Annotated in this window: 14 protein-coding genes; 10 read left to right on the top strand and 4 right to left on the bottom strand. The window is 53.7% G+C overall.

Features of this window, described 5'->3' with window-relative positions; genetic code table 11:
* Positions 1-43: 43 nt before the first annotated feature.
* The 4 genes from JO972_RS06055 to ybeY all read left to right on the top strand — a co-directional run bounded on the left by JO972_RS06055 (position 44) and on the right by ybeY (position 4,916).
* Entirely contained in the window at positions 44-1,717 is a 1,674-nt protein-coding gene (locus JO972_RS06055) for a putative manganese-dependent inorganic diphosphatase (RefSeq protein ID WP_309489117.1), read from the top strand.
* Positions 1,718-1,729: 12 nt separating this feature from the next.
* Positions 1,730-2,488, top strand: coding sequence for a glutamate 5-kinase (proB, locus tag JO972_RS06060; protein ID WP_309489118.1), 759 nt, complete (start codon positions 1,730-1,732; stop codon positions 2,486-2,488).
* A 216-nt stretch (positions 2,489-2,704) separates the two neighbouring features.
* On the top strand, positions 2,705-4,453 hold the full coding sequence (locus JO972_RS06065) for an HD family phosphohydrolase (RefSeq protein WP_309489119.1): 1,749 nt from the start codon (positions 2,705-2,707) through the stop codon (positions 4,451-4,453).
* Positions 4,446-4,916 carry an rRNA maturation RNase YbeY gene (ybeY, locus tag JO972_RS06070; protein WP_309489120.1) on the top strand — a complete coding sequence of 157 codons (471 nt, stop codon included), beginning with the start codon at positions 4,446-4,448 and terminating at the stop codon, positions 4,914-4,916. Before JO972_RS06065 ends, ybeY begins: the two co-directional genes overlap by 8 nt.
* Here the strand turns inward: ybeY and JO972_RS06075 are convergent.
* Positions 4,913-5,485 (bottom strand): 5-formyltetrahydrofolate cyclo-ligase, encoded by a 573-nt coding sequence (locus tag JO972_RS06075; protein ID WP_309489121.1) that lies wholly within the window; start codon positions 5,483-5,485, stop codon positions 4,913-4,915. The genes ybeY and JO972_RS06075 overlap by 4 nt on opposite strands.
* 48 nt (positions 5,486-5,533) lie before the next feature.
* Here JO972_RS06075 and JO972_RS06080 point away from each other — a divergent pair, with 48 nt between their 5' ends.
* The 6 genes from JO972_RS06080 to JO972_RS06105 all read left to right on the top strand — a co-directional run bounded on the left by JO972_RS06080 (position 5,534) and on the right by JO972_RS06105 (position 12,082).
* The gene (locus tag JO972_RS06080; RefSeq protein ID WP_309489122.1) at positions 5,534-6,115 is read left to right on the top strand and encodes a hypothetical protein; all 582 of its coding nucleotides are present in this window, start codon (positions 5,534-5,536) and stop codon (positions 6,113-6,115) included.
* Positions 6,116-6,201: 86 nt separating this feature from the next.
* Positions 6,202-6,804 (top strand): hypothetical protein, encoded by a 603-nt coding sequence (locus JO972_RS06085; protein ID WP_309489123.1) that lies wholly within the window; start codon positions 6,202-6,204, stop codon positions 6,802-6,804.
* Positions 6,805-7,068: 264 nt separating this feature from the next.
* Entirely contained in the window at positions 7,069-8,148 is a 1,080-nt protein-coding gene (locus tag JO972_RS06090; RefSeq protein WP_309489124.1) for a S1C family serine protease, read from the top strand.
* A 62-nt stretch (positions 8,149-8,210) separates the two neighbouring features.
* Positions 8,211-9,230, top strand: a complete 1,020-nt coding sequence (locus tag JO972_RS06095; RefSeq protein ID WP_309489125.1) for a S1C family serine protease — start codon at positions 8,211-8,213, stop codon at positions 9,228-9,230.
* Between the two features lie 83 nt (positions 9,231-9,313).
* Positions 9,314-11,014: an amino acid carrier protein gene (locus tag JO972_RS06100; protein WP_309489126.1), complete on the top strand. Its 1,701-nt coding sequence runs from the start codon at positions 9,314-9,316 to the stop codon at positions 11,012-11,014.
* A 12-nt stretch (positions 11,015-11,026) separates the two neighbouring features.
* Positions 11,027-12,082 (top strand): nucleoid-associated protein, encoded by a 1,056-nt coding sequence (locus JO972_RS06105; protein WP_309489127.1) that lies wholly within the window; start codon positions 11,027-11,029, stop codon positions 12,080-12,082.
* Between the two features lie 86 nt (positions 12,083-12,168).
* Here JO972_RS06105 and JO972_RS06110 read toward each other — a convergent pair whose 3' ends face one another.
* The 3 genes from JO972_RS06110 to JO972_RS06120 form a co-directional block, all read right to left on the bottom strand.
* Positions 12,169-15,450 (bottom strand): hypothetical protein, encoded by a 3,282-nt coding sequence (locus JO972_RS06110; RefSeq protein WP_309489128.1) that lies wholly within the window; start codon positions 15,448-15,450, stop codon positions 12,169-12,171.
* 98 nt (positions 15,451-15,548) lie between these two features.
* A complete protein-coding gene (locus JO972_RS06115; protein ID WP_309489129.1) occupies positions 15,549-16,475 on the bottom strand; it encodes a CsgG/HfaB family protein in 927 nt (308 codons plus the stop codon).
* Positions 16,476-16,482: 7 nt separating this feature from the next.
* Positions 16,483-17,208, bottom strand: coding sequence for a hypothetical protein (locus JO972_RS06120; RefSeq protein ID WP_309489130.1), 726 nt, complete (start codon positions 17,206-17,208; stop codon positions 16,483-16,485).
* Between the last annotated feature and the right edge of the window lie 2 nt (positions 17,209-17,210).

A 17,210-nucleotide genomic window follows, 5' to 3' on the forward strand; every position in this document is an offset into this window, starting at 1 on the left:
AAGGCTGTGCGCGGATTTTATTATGTCGTCATCACCATCTAACATGCCCCTCTACGTGATCGGGCACAAAAACCCCGATACCGATGCCATCTGCGCTGCGATTGGCTACGCTGATTTATTGCAAAAGCAGGGTAAGACCGAGGCTCTGGCTGCCCGCTGCGGCAAGGTTCCGGCGCGCACTGCTTGGGTGCTTGAGCAAGCGGGGATGGAAAAACCTCTACTGCTTGACGATGTCTGTTCTTCGGCCGAAATGATATGCCGCAAGGATGTGGTGCAGGTGAATGAGAACGACACCTTCCTTCACGCCTATCAGATGATGCTGAGCAATGGTGTTAGGAATATTCCTGTGGTTACCTCAGAGGGGAAACTCTGCGGTCTGCTCAAGTATCTCGATTTATTACAACTGCTGATGCCCGCGAACACCGATGCCGCTTCCGTGCGTCGGATGAGTGCTTCACCCGTAAAAGTGGCAGCCACTCTGGAGGCTGAATCCTGCGGCGCGGCACTGAGCGATGAGGAAGAACAGATTGTGATGCTGGTGGGCGCCTCCAGTGTCGAGACGGTGATGAGTCGGTTCGCCGATGCCACCGAGCGAGGCGATGTCGGATCCTACGTGGTGCTTTGCGGTGATCGTCCGATTGTTCAACGTGAAGCGATTTCCAACGGTGTCCGCATGCTGGTGGTGACCGGTGGATTTGGCGTGGCTGATGATCTGTTAGCGATGGCGAAGGAGCGGGGCGTTTTTGTGCTGCGTTGTAAACAAGACACCGCCACCGCGGCCAAGCTGATCCGCTGCTCGCGGATGGTGCGCCATGCGCTGGACAACAATATCGTGCGCTTGCTCGCCGACGACTCGGTGAAGGACCTGCGCACTCAGCTGGCTCACCAGCAGCAGGATCTGTTCCCTGTGATTAACCCGGGCGACAACAGCCTGATGGGCGTGATTTCCAAGTCCGACTTGATCGATCCTCCACGCATCCGTCTGGTGCTGGTGGACCACAATGAATACTCCCAGGCGGTCGAGGGCGTGGAAGAGGCCGAGGTGATGGAGGTGATCGATCACCACCGCTTGGCTGGTGACCTGGTGTCCCGCGAGCCGATCCGCTATCTCAACGAGCCGGTAGGCTCCTCATGCACCTTGGTGGCGCGTGAATACCGCTACGCCGGGATCGATATCCCAAGGGGCGTGGTGCTCTGCCTGATTGCCGGCATGGTTTCCGATACGCTCAATCTAACATCACCCACCACGACCGATCTCGATCGCGAAATCTTGGCTTGGCTGTGTGAAACAGGAGGGGTTGATGCGGCTCAGTTCACCCGCGATTTCTTCGCCTCCGGTTCGCTGCTGGCACACAACACCGCCATGGAGGCTGTCAATGCCGACCGCAAGGTGTTCGAGGAAAACGGAGCTCGCGTTAGTATTTCCCACGTTGAAGAATCGGGCCTGGAGCTGTTTGCCAGCCGTCGTGATGAACTCGATGCTGTGCTCGACGATCTCATCGCGGAAAAAAGATACAACCTCGCTCTGCTTATCGTGACTGATATCACCAGTCACCACAGTGTGCTGCTGGCGAGTGGTGACGATCACATTATCGACTCCCTACCATTCGAGCGCGACGGTGACGGCGTGTTCCAAGGGCCGGGTGTGGTCAGTCGGAAAAAGCAGGTTTTCCCCGCCGTGTGCCAGGCACTTCGTGTGGCCGCAGCTCACCGGTAATTTATATTTGTTATGTTAGACAACATCGTAGTGATCAAGATCGGCACAGGCGTGCTGACACGGGAGCAGGACGGAACGCTGGACGAGGCCTCACTGGTGCGGCTGGTCACCTCCGTTTCAGAGCTCGTGGCCGATGGCGTTCCCGTGGTCATGGTATCCAGCGGAGCTGTGGGGGCGGGCGTTTCGGCGCTGCAGCTGGATGGCTACCCGGACGATACAGCTTCTCGTCAAGCCTGTGCCGCAGTTGGCCAGACCCGGCTGATGCATGCCTACGAGACCTTGTTCCAGAAATTTCAGATCAACGTCGCCCAGATTCTCCTGACCTCGGAGGATCTCGATAGTGACCAGCGCAGCGGCCTGGTGATGAATACCCTGCATCGCTTGCTTAAGGGAGGCAACATCGTGCCGATCATCAATGAGAACGATAGCGTGGCGGTGGAGGAACTGCGGGTGGGGGATAACGACATGATGTCCGCACGCGTGGCGAAACGCCTTCAGGCTCGGCTGTTAGTGATGCTCAGCACGGTGGACGGCTTGCAACGTGCGGATGGCAGCACGGTGGATATGGTGACCGATCTCAACGAGGTGGCCAGCCATGTGCGTGCTGATCACGGGAAATTCTCTATTGGCGGAATGGCTTCTAAACTTTTGGCTGTGGGCACCGCGGTAGAGGCTGGTGTGGAGACGGTGATTGCCAGTGGTCGCAAGCCTTCGGCGCTGGCCAAAATCGTCGCTGGCGGACAAGCGGGCACTCGATTTCCTGTGAAATAAAGCGGCTTCGTTTGAACTTTTGTATCAAGCGAACGATTCAAACGATCGTTCAATTTGAAGGATTTGAACATTGCCAAATTTCCAGAGGCGTCCTATGGTGCACATCTCGAAGGGACGCCACGGCGTCCTTTTGCCTTCCTGCTGTAGTTTCCTGAATTTTGGGGATCAACAGTGATCAACAACATCGCATTTTTTTACAATCCGACCCACTTACTTATGGGATTTATTGATTCCTTCAAGCGCTGGCGTCTTGCCAAGAGAGGTATGTCCTCAGGCAAGAAACGCCGAACCACCAGCGGTAGCTCCGTGGTGGATTCAATGGAGAATAGTGTCTGGATGAAACTGGTGATCTACCCAGTTTTTGCCGCACTAGCCTGCTTGATCGCCGCTTATTACGTCGCCGATGACATCCTCTTCAATGGGGATCCGCTGCAGCGCACGGTGCTCTGCCTGATCCTCTGTGCTGCGGTCATTCTGTTTTATCACATCCGCCACACGGTGAGTGTGGGAAATGGTCGCGTGACTTTGGTCTTTGGTGGTATTTTGGTGCATCTCGGGCTGCTGCGGTTGACCTGTTACTTGATTAACAATAACGAGTTCTGGGATGCCGATTACCTCTTACTGCTGCCGCCCTTGGCCTTTGCTCCGATGATCCACTCGGTGCTGCTGGGCCGACATGCCGGATTTTTCTCATCACTCAGCGTTGCCTTGTTCGGTTGCTTGCTGATGCCGCAGGACGACATTTTCTTTTTCCTCATTATTAACCTCGTAGCAGGTTCCATCGCTGTGGCATTGACGCGGAATGTGCGCCGCCGAGGAAGTTTGCTGCGCGCCGGGTTTTATGTCGGAGCGACCACTATGTTGCTGGCTGTGGCTTTCGGAAAGATCGATCTCTCGACCTTCAGCTCTAGCGAAGGCTTGTCCGATGAGTTGACTAAAATGGGGGTGGCCGTCTTTGGTGGCCTGCTGACCGGTATGGTCATCAGCGGTCTGCTGCCGGTCCTCGAGACCCTTTTCCTGATCACCACTGACATCAGCTGGCTGGAACTGAGCGATCTGAACCACAAGTTGCTGCGCCGTCTGCAGCTGGAGGCTCCCGGAACCTATCATCACAGCATGGTGGTGGCTTCGCTGGCTGAATCTGCCGCCGAGGAAATCGGAGCCAATGCCGCGATGTGCCGGGTCTGTTCCTATTTCCACGACATCGGAAAACTGAAGAAACCAGAGTATTTCATCGAGAACCAGGGCGATAGTAACCCGCACGACTCCCTGACTCCGACGATGAGCGCGATCATTATCATTGCCCACGTCAAGGACGGCGTGGACATGGCAATCAAGCACAAGCTCAACCCCAAGATTATCGAGGTCATTCGTGAACACCACGGCGACTCGCTAGTCAGCTATTTCTATCACAAGGCGCGCGACATGCGTCAGTCTGTGGAGCAGAAGGTGAAGGAGGGACTGGAAAACAAGGAGGATATCCCCGAGGTGGATGCCAAGAATTTCCGCTACCCTGGGCCTGGTCCCAGCAGCCGTGAAAGTGGGATCATCAGTCTGGCCGATTGTGTGGAAAGTGCTTCCCGTAGCCTGAAAAAGCCCACTCCACAGAAAATTCGTAACCTTGTCCGCGACCTCGTCATGGCCCGGGTGACCAGCGGTCAGCTCGACGACAGTGGCTTGACGATGGGCGAGATCAAGATCGCCTGCGATAGCTTCTCCGCTACCCTGCGCAGCATGATGCACACCCGGATTGATTATCCCAAGGATGATGAAACCGGCAGCAAGGGTAAGGATGACAGCCGCAAGACGTCCGTGCCGCCACGCGAGCCGAATGCACGCCAGCAATATGAAGATCGTAAACGTGCCACTGGTTCGAAAGAGCGTTCGTCTCACGTCGCGAAGACTCAGATAGCCAGAAAGGCGCCTAAACCTAGTGGCCATCCGATCACCGGCTTGAATGGCTAACACCACTGACTCAGAGATGCCGCCGTTACCGGAAATTTCCATCTACAATCACCAGGAGGTTGTGCCCTTGGGGCGTGAGCTGCTGGAGCTTTTTCAATCGGCCGCCGAGCTCGCTTTGCCGCTGGTCATCGAAGTCGCCGCAGAGGCTGGCTCGGCCTTGGTGCATCTCGAGGAGGTAGAGGTCAGTATTGTCGACGACGAAACGATTGCCGATGTCCACCTGCGCTTCATGGATATCCCAGGAGCCACGGATGTGATCACCTTTGATCATGGCGAAATCCACATCAGTGTGGAAACGGCAATCAGTCAGGCGCGGGAATATGATAATGCCTACGAACGTGAGCTGATGCTCTACATCATCCATGGGCTGCTTCATCTGGCTGGCCACGAGGATGCCAGCGAGCATGGATTGGCCGCGATGAATCGGCACCAGCAAGAGATCTTGGAAAAGGTCTGGCGCTAGTGAGGTTTGAAATCGAGTAGGCCGTTTTCGGTCACCACCTTCTGCATGAACACATCGTGCACGCTGCTTGGAACCGAGTCCTGGAGCTGGGCTTGCAGGCCGATGCCGACTACTGCGGCGTCGGGTTTCCGCAGCGCGAGCGCCCGATCGTAAAAGCCGCCTCCATGACCGAGTCGCGACCCGTCACGACCAAAGATCAGCCCAGGGCAGAGGAAGAGATCGATCGCTTCCGTGGCCACCGCCGGGTGCCGCTCGGGAATAGGTTCAAGGATGCCCAGCATCCCCGGAGTCAGCTCGGCGGGGGACTCGACATGATGAAAGCTCAGCACTCCGCCACGGTGGCAGAGAGGGTAGAGGAATTGTTTGTCGGGCAGCCGTTGGTGCAGCGAAGATAAGTTCACCTCATCGGCCCGAGCGCTGAACATGGTCACCGTTTTGGCCCCGTGGTGGATTTCCGGATGGCGATGGATTTCCTGACAGATACGCGTCGAAGCGGCGGCGATTTCGGGCAGCGGGATCTCCCTCAAGGTGGCCCGCATCGCAGCGCGCAGTGTGTCTTTTTCCCTCATTTAAATTGCAGCTTGATTGATCGCTCTCGCAGCGAGAGACTAACGGCGATGAATCGCATTTTGCAAGGACTGCTTATCCTGACGCTGATGGTCGCCAGTTTGCAAACTGGATGGAGCCAAGGTGGCGCCATCGCTGAGCCTTCTGGTTTCCAGGGAAAATATCAGAAGCCTAGCATCAATCAGCGCCTCTTCGGTGAGGAGCTGGCCATGGTGGGCACCGAGCGCGATGAGTATGCTGCTAACTTGGCTGCCTACGCGGTGAAAGTCGTGCAGGAACACAAGGCCGATCAGAATTCTCTCGATCTCGCTCGCCAGGTGTTAGGGCTGGGGTTGCACCTTTCTCCTCGCAATAAAAAGTGCATCGTTGCGAACGCTCAGTTGGCTCGCGGAGTGATGCCTGACCGGGTTGCCGCGGATTATGAACCGGAGGTTTTTGCCCGCTTACTGCTCGCGCGCGGACAGCTGCTCGAGAAACATGAGAGCGAGATCAATCGGCTTCTGGCACGTTATTTCATTGAGCTGGCAGCAACCATCGACCCTCGCAATGAAGACGCCATTTACGAGTCGGAATTACGTCGACTCGATCTCGGCGACCTGTCGTGGAAAATGCTCACCGATGCGAAAAAGTAGCTTTGATGGAGAGCTTGTCAGACCCTGCGCAAGGACCCAAAAATGCAGACTTGCCCTGTGCTTTCTCTCATGGCAGACTACCAGCCGTGCTGATTCTGTCTCAACCGCTTAAATCCTCGTTGGCTCTGCTTTTTGCTGCCGTCGCCGCATTGGTGTTAGCCTCCTGTGCGTCTGAAACAACGGTGTCCAAGGAGCGGGTGCGCAAGGATGCCTGGGGTGACAAAGAGTCCTTCAGCGTCGGAAAAGACAAAGATGGAAACCCGGTGATGAAATCGGACAAGCGTAGCAGCCTCGAGGGGAAAACCAGCCACATTGCCAGCAATCGCGATTTTTCTGGTCAGGATTTCACCAAAAAGTCCTACCGCAAGAAGCGTTGGGGAGGGAATACACTTTTCGGAGGTAAAAAATACGAGGGGAATACCGATGCGAGCAAATATAAGCAGGAACCATGGTTCGTGCAGAAACAAGCCCATGCTCAGGGACAGACTGCAACGGTTTCCAATCAATCTTATTCGGTGAATCCATTTCGCACGAGATCGGCTCACGAGCAAGGAGGCTCGCGCATGGCCCATACTTCTGATGCGGAAACGGATGTCCGTCGCCGTGTCTTTGTCCAACCAGAGATTACCGAGTGGGAAAAGCAATCCGGCTTGAGTGTGGGGGATACCAATCGGATGCTGGGACGTTAAGGCGCACTTGGTCAGTCGTCGAGCTGGTCGCCCCATTGATCGATTAGAGCTGAGCTGCAGCTGAACTGCAGCTGCCAATCGTGTTTTGAATCTCTTTCTCATGAGTGTGGTGAAAATCCTTCACTGCCTTTTGTGTTGATCCCTCCAGAGAATTGGGGCAATCTTCAATACACCTCGATTCTGATCATTGGATGTCAAAACCCCTAGATCAATGGCTTTTGCGTGCCCTGGTTTCACGACTTTTGATGACATTCATCCATCGTTTTGAACGAATCCACCGTCCGCCATCGTTATAACAATGCAAAGATGATGAGTTTTACCTCCACACACACCCACTCGTTTTCAGTCGATTTTAGTCTATTTCTTCGGAAAATGGTCGGCCTGCTCGCAGCCCTCAGCTGTTTCGCGGTAGCTCCCGTGGCGCAGGCCAAGCTGTTTCCTTTTAATGAGGCCAAGGCGCCTGCGACCAAGGAAGACCTGATGGCAATTCAGAATGCCTTGATGGAAAGCAGTAACCATGTCCGCAAGGCCACGGTGAGCATCTCTCTCGGTCAGGGCTTCGGCAGCGGAGTCATTATTTCTCCAGACGGATTGATCCTGACCGCGGCGCACGTCAGCGGCGGTGTGGACAAGGAGCTTACTGTGATCATGAACGATGGCACCAAGCATAAGGCGGTGTCGATGGGGCTGAACTCCACCACGGATGCAGCCATGATACGCATCGTCGATGAGGGAAAATACCCTTATGTGGAGGTGAACAAGGAAAACGATTACAAGCTCGGCCACTGGGTGTTTGCTCTCGGCCACTCCGGCGGATTTGATCAGGAGCGCGGACCGGTGCTGCGCCTTGGCCGGATTGTCAAAGACTCGGAAACCACCTTGCATACCGACTGCAAAGTGATCGGTGGCGATTCCGGCGGTCCGCTTTTTGACATGTCTGGGAAATTGATCGGGATCCACAGTCGGGTCTCGGAAACTTTGGTGGAAAACATGCACGTGCCGATGCGCGAATACATTCGCCACTGGGACAGCATGAAGAGCAATGAATTCATCGGCGACGGCCCCTTCGCCAAACGTCCGGTCAAGGGCTCCGGCTTCATCGGTCTGGGCACCAGCGATTCAGAAGAGGGATTGCTGGTCGGCAAAGTCGGCAAAGACACCCCCGCGGAAGAGGCCGGTGTGCAGGCAGGGGATATTCTTTTGTCCCTCAATGGCAAAGAGCTTGCTGATAAGGCTGCGTTCAAAGCCATCCTCAAAGAAATGGCAGAAGGAGACAAGGTGGAGTTGAAAATCTCCCGCCGTGGTGAACCTCTAACCATCGAGTTTAAACTGGGTAAACGTTAAAAAATTGCTCAGCAGCACCTCTATTCCACGATTAGTTCTCTAAACTCCGACCTCTTTTTCCCATGACCCGTTCCATTCTTACTTCCCTCACGATCATCCTTACCTCAGCAGCCATTCAGCCGCTGCTTGGTCAAAACGTGCTTCCCGGCGATCTCCGAATCAATGGTAAGACGGTATGGGAAGCCTTTGAACCCCAGCGGCAGGTGCTGCAGAAAAGCTCCGCGGTGATTTACACCGACGATCGGGCGCGCATCATGAAGATCTACGGCACCATCGTCAGCGAAGATGGTTATATCCTGACCAAGGCGAGCGAAATCGAGGGTTCCTCATCCTTGTCGCTGCGCATCGGGAGCGATATTTACCGTGAGGTGCAGGTGGTCGATGTCGATCCTCAATGGGATGTGGCCATGCTGAAAATCAAACCTACCACGCCTTTAATTCCAGTCGAAATCAGCGATCAGAGTGATGTCCCTCAAGGGAGTTGGGTCATTTCCAACGGTTCGACCTCCCGCTCTAACCGTCGAGTGAAAGTGGGCATCGTGGGTGCCCATTCCCGCGGTGTGGCCGTTGATAATGGCGTCATGTTAGGTGTGGTCCTCGGTGAGGACTCAGATAATGGTCTTGAGATCAAAGAACTATCCAAGGACGGAGGAGCGGAACAAGCGGGTTTGCAAAAAGGGGATATCCTGAAGTCTGTGGAAGGTCAGCCGATGCTGGAGCGCGAAGAACTGCTGAAGGCGGTGCAGGATAAAAAAGCCGGCGACAAGTTAGCCGTCGAGGTGGCCCGCGACGGTGAGATGATGAAGTTTGAGATTGAGCTCAAAGCTCGTCCCGGCGGCCCCAAACGACCTTCCCGCAACGATCAGATGGGCGGTGGCGCCAAGGCTCTCTCCGAGCGGAGCTCCGATTTTCCGCGCATTCTGCAGCACGATACCCCGGTCAGCAAGGACCGCATCGGCGGCCCGCTGCTGAACCTGGACGGCGTGTGTGTGGGGATGAATATCGCCCGCAACAGCCGCGTCGCCACCTATGCCATCCCCGCGCGCGAACTGAGTGAAATCATTGCTCGCTTGAAAAAATAGCGGGTTCATCGTTTGGGTGAATATCTTGCGGGCAATTTTCCTTGTGCCGTGGCGAGGGTAACTGTCAGTGTGTGGCGAGTTATATGAATTCCACCAACTTCGCCAACCATCGCTCTGTATTTCTAAAGCTGCTTTATTCGGTCCTTCTTCTACCTTTAACAATAGGAACAGCTATGGCTGGGACCCTCGATGAGGGACTCGATGCTGCGTTGGACCCTATAGCGAATGTTTTAGAGTCGATCATTTTTTATTCATTGCCTGTAGCTGGTCAGTCGCTACCTGTGATCCTGTTAGTGCTTGGAGGAACTGCCATTTTTCTCACGGTCTACTTCAAGTTCATCAACCTTCGCTCGGTGGGGTTGGCCATTAGAACGGCGAAAGGTAAATACACTCGTCCAGATGCACCTGGACAAATTACTCATTTTCAAGCTCTGACAGCAGCTCTTTCTGCCACCGTGGGGTTAGGGAATATTGCGGGCGTTGCAGTAGCGGTTGGCCTTGGTGGACCAGGTGCAACATTTTGGATGATCCTGATGGGGCTTTGTGGAATGACGACGAAATTCTGTGAGTGCACACTTGGTGTCAAATTTCGGAAAATCGATGATAAGGGCCGTGTTCATGGAGGGGCGATGTACTATCTCAGCCAAGGTCTTAAGGAAAAAGGCTATGGTAAACTTGGGGTAGGTTTAGCGATCTTCTTTGCCGTGATGTGTATCGGTGGTGCCATTGGGGCAGGTAACATGTTCCAAGCGAACCAAGCCGCCTCGCAGGTGAGCACTGCATTTGGAGTGTTTGAGGAAAGCAAAGTCGTATTTGGCTGTATTCTATCTGTTATTGTCGGCATGGTCATCATTGGTGGTATTGTCTCCATTGCTAGAGTGACTTCCATCCTCGTGCCCTTCATGTGCGGGGTTTATCTGATCGCCACATTGGCTATTCTGTTCACAAATATCGATAAAGTAGGAGACGCCTTCGCACAGATTATTACAGGTGCATTCAGCCCTATGGCTGTCGGTGGTGGCTTTGTCGGTGTGTTGATTCAAGGCATTAAACGGGCTGCCTTTTCCAATGAAGCCGGTATTGGTTCTGCTCCCATTGCTCACTCAGCAGTAAAAACCGATAAGGCTGCGAGTGAAGGCTTGGTTGCCCTGTTGGAGCCATTCACGGATACCGTTGTAGTGTGTACCATGACTGCGCTGGTGCTGGTGGTAACTGGCGTATGGAAGGTCGATGCCGTGGTGAAAGATGATACCACAGCTCTCTATGCGAAGCCCGGTATTGAGGAGGTCGTCGTCGCTCAAGCTGTAGCAGGCGATGAATTGCGCTTGTTAGGTAAATCGGAAGATGGGAATTACGGGCAAGTATGGCGCGATGAGGGCGAACCAGTTTGGGTTGCTATGGAATCTGTCAATACGATCGAAGGTGTTGCTAAAACTTCGAGAGCTTTCAAAACTGAATTCACATGGTTCCCCAAAGTTCTGGCGATAGCCGTCTTGTTGTTTGCATTCTCCACCATGATTTCGTGGTCTTACTACGGAGAACAGGCTGTGATTTACCTTTGCGGCGGCCCGAATCCTATCGCGGTGTTACTGTATAAGCTCTTCTTTTGCGCTTTTGTCGTTGTTGGTTCGGTAGCTTCGCTGGGCAATGTCATCCGTGTGTCTGATGCGATGTTATTTGCGATGGTGTTCCCCAATATGATTGGGCTCTATTTCTTGCTGCCAGTAGTGAAGAAAGAACTGGCAATTTTCCGTAAACACGTGGCAGAAATCGAGGGCAAGTAACTCATCATACCTATGCCACACACTCTGAATTTTAGACGCGCCAAGCTGACCGCCATGGCGCTCGCCCGCGTGGGGAACCCACTGCGCTCCGAACCGCTGAAGACCTCGAAGGAACTTTGCCAATTTTCCGCAGAAGACAATGCGGTGCTGACTCCCTCGTTCCTGAAACCGTTCAAAAGCCTCGAACGCCGCGCCTTCGACCACCATTCCTCGCTGGAACTCAACGAGGTGTATCGCTATGCGGGGGCAATCTTCGAAGATCCCGACAAGCTCTGCGACCTCGGCAGAAAGATTGCCCGGCACCTCTACAACACCTCCAAGCACCCGAATATTAAGTCCGGCGATCTCTGCGTGGCCTTGATCAAGGACTTGCTGGTCGATGGCGAACCTCTCCTGGCGATCAGCCTGATCAAGTCGGAGAGCCGGGTGCCATTCCTGGAAGTCACCGATTCCGATGGCAACCTCCAGTTGGTCACCCACCAGGGGATTTCTCCGGATAAAATCGACAAAGGCTGCCTGATTGTGAATTGCGATAAGGAGGGCGGTTTCCTAGTGTATACCTTTGATAAGACCTCCTCGGGCACGAACTTTTGGATGCGCGACTTCCTCGGCGTGAAATTCCGCCGCGACGATGACTTCATGACCAAGCGCTACGCCGACATGTGTGTCTCCTTCGCCAAGGAGGGACTGCCCGAAGAAATGGGGGCGGAGGAAAAATGCCGGGTGGCCAATAATGCCATCGGATACTTCGAAGAACGCGATGAGTTCGACCTCAAGCACTTCCGCGAAGAGGCATTGAAAGAGCCCGAGATCATTGAGAAATTCGATGAGTTCCGTGAGCTCCAAGACGAAGAAGACGGCGCCAAATTGGACGAAACCTTCACCATCGATAAAAAAATCGCCCGCAAAGCCGGCAACCGCTTCCGCAGCACCATCAAGCTGGATAGTGGCGTGAATATCAGCTTTTCACCTGCCTTCAAGGAGGCCGATGACTCCGTCTTCGAACGCGGCTTCGACGAGGGGAAGCAGATGAAGTTCGTCAAAGTCTACTACGAGGAAGAGCTTTAAGCTCCACTGCCAGGTGTTCCCGAAGTCAGATGGGCCGTGCGCGCGGAATCGGCAGGCAGTGATCGATCGTGTGCAAGCTACGCGTGTCACTGCCCGTTCTTGTTCAGCCAAGCGTTGATTTCGTCCCAAGTGAGGTAGAGCAGCATCGGTGACTGAGTTCCCGGAACGCTGTAATCTCCATACGAGTGAGTGTGTTCATGACCGAAGGAGGTAAAAAACAGACCTTTGGGGGTAGGGGTCAAGCTTTTGGAGTTAAGGATAGGCACTTGCATGGATTTTTGACTATCGGGGGTCAAGCTTGAGCTCATGCTGACCATTTCCTCGTTCAGTTGATAGCTGAGTGGGATCGTTCTCGACCCGCTGCCGTCTAGATTGAGGCGGAGTAAGCGAAACTCATTGGGATCTCTCTTGGGATACTTCTGTAGGTTTTCTGGCTCGCGTTTGAGTAACCATAAATATCCTTTTGCCACCACAGCGCCTAACAGCTCTCCTTTGAATTCAGGTTTCCCGAAATGATACAGAGGACGCACTTTTTTCAAGGCGGGACTCAGATTGGCCGCATACGAACGAAAAATCACCTGAGGTTTGTTTTGCGAAGCATCAAAGAGATACATGTAGTCGAGGCGCGGTTTGTTGGCATAGTATCCATGGCACCAATAGAGGGTCTTATCTCCGCGTATTTGAGCAATGCCAGCGCCGTGGAGTGATGCCAGTTCTTTACCGCTCTCCAGTTCAACCAAGGGAGACCGTCCCCCAGACCTATAAAGCAACATCACCGTGTTTCCGGCCTTGTTTTGATAGGCAAAGTGAACACTTCTGGGGTCAAAGCGGTCGATTGGATGAAGTACTGGGCGCCGGGTGCTAGTAGTGATCCAATCCATGTTTCCTGCCGAATCGGCAAAACCAGCCAGCATCACGGGCGATTTAAGTCCATGGGGGGTCAAGCGCGAACCAATGAAGAAACCATCCTTAAGGCTCTGGATGTTCCAATAGAAGAGTTTTTTGCTATCTGATCTTGGCGCTTTAATTTCCTTCCACTGCTCGCCGGAGCTTGCACGTGGGCAGTGGAAAATTCTGCCATCCATGCAGACCATGATGGTCTGTTGGTTGACCGCTAGACTACTAATGAAAAGATTTTCTTTCAATGGAGGTTTGATGAACCTCTTCACCGCCATGCTCGAGACATCAAGCTCAATGATGCCTTCGCGGACGCGGGGAATAAAAAGAGAGTTACCAGAGGCTATCATTTCAGCCCCGTAAAGCCGGTTCTTGGAGGTGTCGTTAGGTCTCCAAAATTTGATGGGGAGGGCTCCGGCGATGACGGGTCTGGGGGCGATATATGTTTTATTGATATTCGGGTAATATTGAATAATCCGCTCCTTGATTTCCTGCAAAGACTTGGCATTGGACGCGTAGTTTTGCTTCCACCGTTTATCTTTTTTAGCCCATGCATGATAGTGTGCCATCGACTGAAACAAACGCGCCATGTTAGCCTCTGACAATTCAGTTTCCTCGCCATTCGCATGCAAACACAAATACAATGTCAAGGTGTTAACATTGCTGATGAAATGTGAAGTCAGCCATTGTCGGCTCTCAAACACGCGAATGTATAATTGCGTTATTCTCGAATAGTAAGCTTTGAACAGGCGGTCGTCTCCTTTTCGAAATGGGAAGTCCTGAAAAACAGCAAAAACCTTCTGACCTCCAGGGCTCGAGATATACTTGAAGTTTTTCTCCAACAGTGCGCAATACTCCATGAGGATTTGCTCTTGTTCTTGCTCGTCTTGAGTCGTTTGAAACGCAAATGCGAGTCCATCCAATTTGTTCACGAGGCGCTTGGATTTCCGTAGCTCGGCGATGAATTTCTTCCAGGCGTCCTCGCCTCGTCGATTGTCGGTGGATGTCCAGTCGACGAAGCGCCATAGAGTGGGCACGTGGTAGGTTTTCCAAAATTCTGTGCGGAGCCATGTGGCTGGGCAATCATACCGCAAGGTCAATGAGTCAGGGTTGAGCAGTTGCGTCAGCTCTTTGGCCGCTTGCTGGGGTGTCTCTGGTATGTAGAGCCGATTGACGAATTCTTTACCAAAATGCTTTTTGAACGCTTGCCCCTTGGCCAGAATGTGCCGTGAGTAGTCCCGCAGGACGCGAGCTTCTGACGCCAATTCAAGCTGCTGCTGACGGATGCAGATGGCCTGCAAGATTCGCGTGTTGTATCTGAGTTGGGCTCCTAATGGGAACAGCCGGTTTCTTATGTTCAGCTCTTTTTTGGAAAGCCCTCCGTAATTACCATCGACCATTTCAATGATGCATTGCGATGATCGGATCATCATCTTCACCATGTGTCTAAATTCAGCGTCAGGCAGACGATCCAAGCCGTAGAGTTCGTAGGAAGGGACGGTATAGGTCATTCTCGGGTCGATCATGCCAAAGTAAGGTTGCTGGCGTCCTAACAGTGTGAAGCCCTTTTGGTATCCCAGAGCGACAGCAGCCTCAAATGCCTGCGCTGACTCTGCGAACATACGGCGACTCAGGAGCCATTCGCCCAATTTGGCGTATTCCTCGCCTTCCTTGGTAGAATCCCAAACTTCTGTTTGTTGCCCCTTGCTCAAGGTGTGCACCACCTTCGTGACGATGTCTTTGGCAAGTAGGTTGGGGTTTTTGGTATTCCCGCGAACCTGGATGGTGGTTCCTTTGTCGGCTTGGGCATTTCGAATGCGCAAACTCACCGTCAGGGAGTCTTTGTCGCGAGTGATTGAGCCATCCACGAGCGCCGCTCCAGTGGATAAGCCAGGAAGCTTTTCATCCGCGATGGATCGCTCAAAGATGAGATCATTCATGCGCCAGCGCTCAGAGACAACAATATTGGGTTGGTTTGAAAGCTGTTGGGAGATGGCTAAGTTGATCGAGGTGTCGAGTGTTCTGTTAGTCTCAAGAGCCGACCGAAACCCCATCAATGAGATCACGGTTGCGGGTTGATCATTTTCTTGCGTCAGACGTTCACAAGGAAAACGGAGCACTTTGGCAGCACGAAGAGTCGTCTGGGCGATTTCCTTTTTACTGCCATCAAGAACCAGGGATTTGAGCACCGTGCCGTTTTTCGTGGAGGTTAATCTCACGGTCAGTTTCGGCTGTTTGGCATGACTCTCATCGAGGCCAAGAATGATCAAAGCGTCTGCCTTGGCCAGCTTGGCCAAGGCGAGCGGGCGCTGCTCGGCGGAGAGCTTTTGAATCGCAGATTCTTCAGCGAGGCGGATCATTTCGGCACGCTCAACCAGGACATATTTCTCTGATTCGCCCGCCAGAGAAACGCTGAGAAGATCCACCGCATTGGCAATGAAGGGGGCTTGCGAATCGGAGACAATGGCCACCTTCGGCTGCGCGGCTACCGAGACGACAAGCGTCAGGCAGCACCAGAGGGCAATGAAGACGGGGTGGTGCAAGGAGGTCGGTTTCAAAATCTAAAAATCTATTGAATCAATTCCACCACAATCCACTCGGCAAGCTGAGCACCGGCATGTTGCAGTGCTGTCTTCGCGGCAGTGTTTTCCGCTGTATCCACCGCTCCGGTGGTGACCCGGTTGACGACTTTCTGATCAGGTGCAGCTTGCTGTTTGAGAATGATTTCGCAGCGAGCGCGGCAGCTGATCAGGTTACCAACTTGGCTGGCACGTTCGCTGAATGCCTCGCCTGTGAGCGTATAGTCGGCATCCTTCGAGGCGGTCTTGATGACAAAACCCAGCTTCTGCAGGATCAAACCAATCTCCGTTTCCACAGCGGGGTCTGGAATCACGCGAGTCAGATGTTTCTCGGGAATCGAGATGTAGACCGAGGGAAGTTTTTTGCCAGCCGTGAGCTTTTTCAATCGGGCCACTTGCTGCTCGTGGGTTTCGTGCTGCGGAGCCATGTCGGCGGCAGCCTTTTGAATCGAGGTATCCAGGGATTTTGCCAAACTTTTGGTCGCCTCTAACCAATTGCCACCTTTGAGCATCGTCTGGGCTGGCAGGCTGCGTCCGGTGGTGACGCTGATGGCTTTGGCGATGCAATAGGTGGTCTCTCCAGCTTTGAAAACACGACCCGTGATGAGGATCTGGGCTCCCATGAGCTTGCCGAGTGTCGAGGCGGATTTGGAATCGACTGCGCCGCTGATGCCCAGACCTTGTTCCGATAAAACGGAATCCAGTGAAGCACGTTCCACAAGAACGAATCGTCCGGACATGCCGAGTTGAGCCGACAAAAGCTCCGCGGCAGCCGCACCTGTATCCTTGGTGGCTGCAGTTTCGGCAAATGGTAAAACACCGACCGAAAAAACAATCGGTTTGGGCGCATTGGTGTCCTGAGCGAAGCAGGGAAAGACGGGAAGAAGCAGAGTGGCGAGTAGGAATAGGGGTTTCATTAGGAGGTCAGGGTAAGAGTTTGAGGTGTTTGAGCAGGAGAGCTTGAGCGGGGGCTGAGTCGGGAAGCTGATCCAGATAGCCTGGTGGAAGGATGATGGTTTTTAAGTCAGTGTCATTGATGACTTCAATGATGGCGAGCGGGGCGGGGGCTTTGCGTTCGTACACGAGCACGCCTTTGAACAAATGGTCCGAGGGGTCAGGTTTGGTTTTGGAGAAGGTGTAATGCATGTTGTTGCTCGATGAGGCTGCGGCCTCAATCCCCTGAGCTTGTGCCCATGAACTCAATTTCTTCAGAGCCGGATCAATGAACACAGCCCCTTGTTGCGAGGACTTGACGATGCTGGCCCAGGCATCAGCAGGGAGGATTTCCACGATCAGGTTGCCTAGAAGTTTGCCTTCGGAACTTGCCAGGCGGAAAAGCACCTTGCCTCGTTCGGAGTGGGCTGGCATGGCCAAGTTCAAATCATTCTTTCCCGCCTCAAGTTGAGGCTGATCTCCCTGGTAGGTGAGCGGGGCTACGCTTTGGCCACTGACCTGATAGAGCGCGACTTTGACGGGCCCGGGCTGCAGTGCCGTGGCCTGAACGTGCACCGACTTGCCAGCGTGAGCCCATGTGGTGACCGTGGTTTTTCCAGCGGCTTCACCGGCCATGAGCTGAGGGACCGACAAGCCCTCGGCGGATACATGCAGCGGGAGAAGCGATAGTAACAATGTGCTGATGATGTGTCTCATGC

Source organism: Oceaniferula flava (assembly GCF_016811075.1).
In the GTDB taxonomy this organism is placed as follows: Bacteria; Verrucomicrobiota; Verrucomicrobiia; order Verrucomicrobiales; family Akkermansiaceae; genus Oceaniferula; species Oceaniferula flava.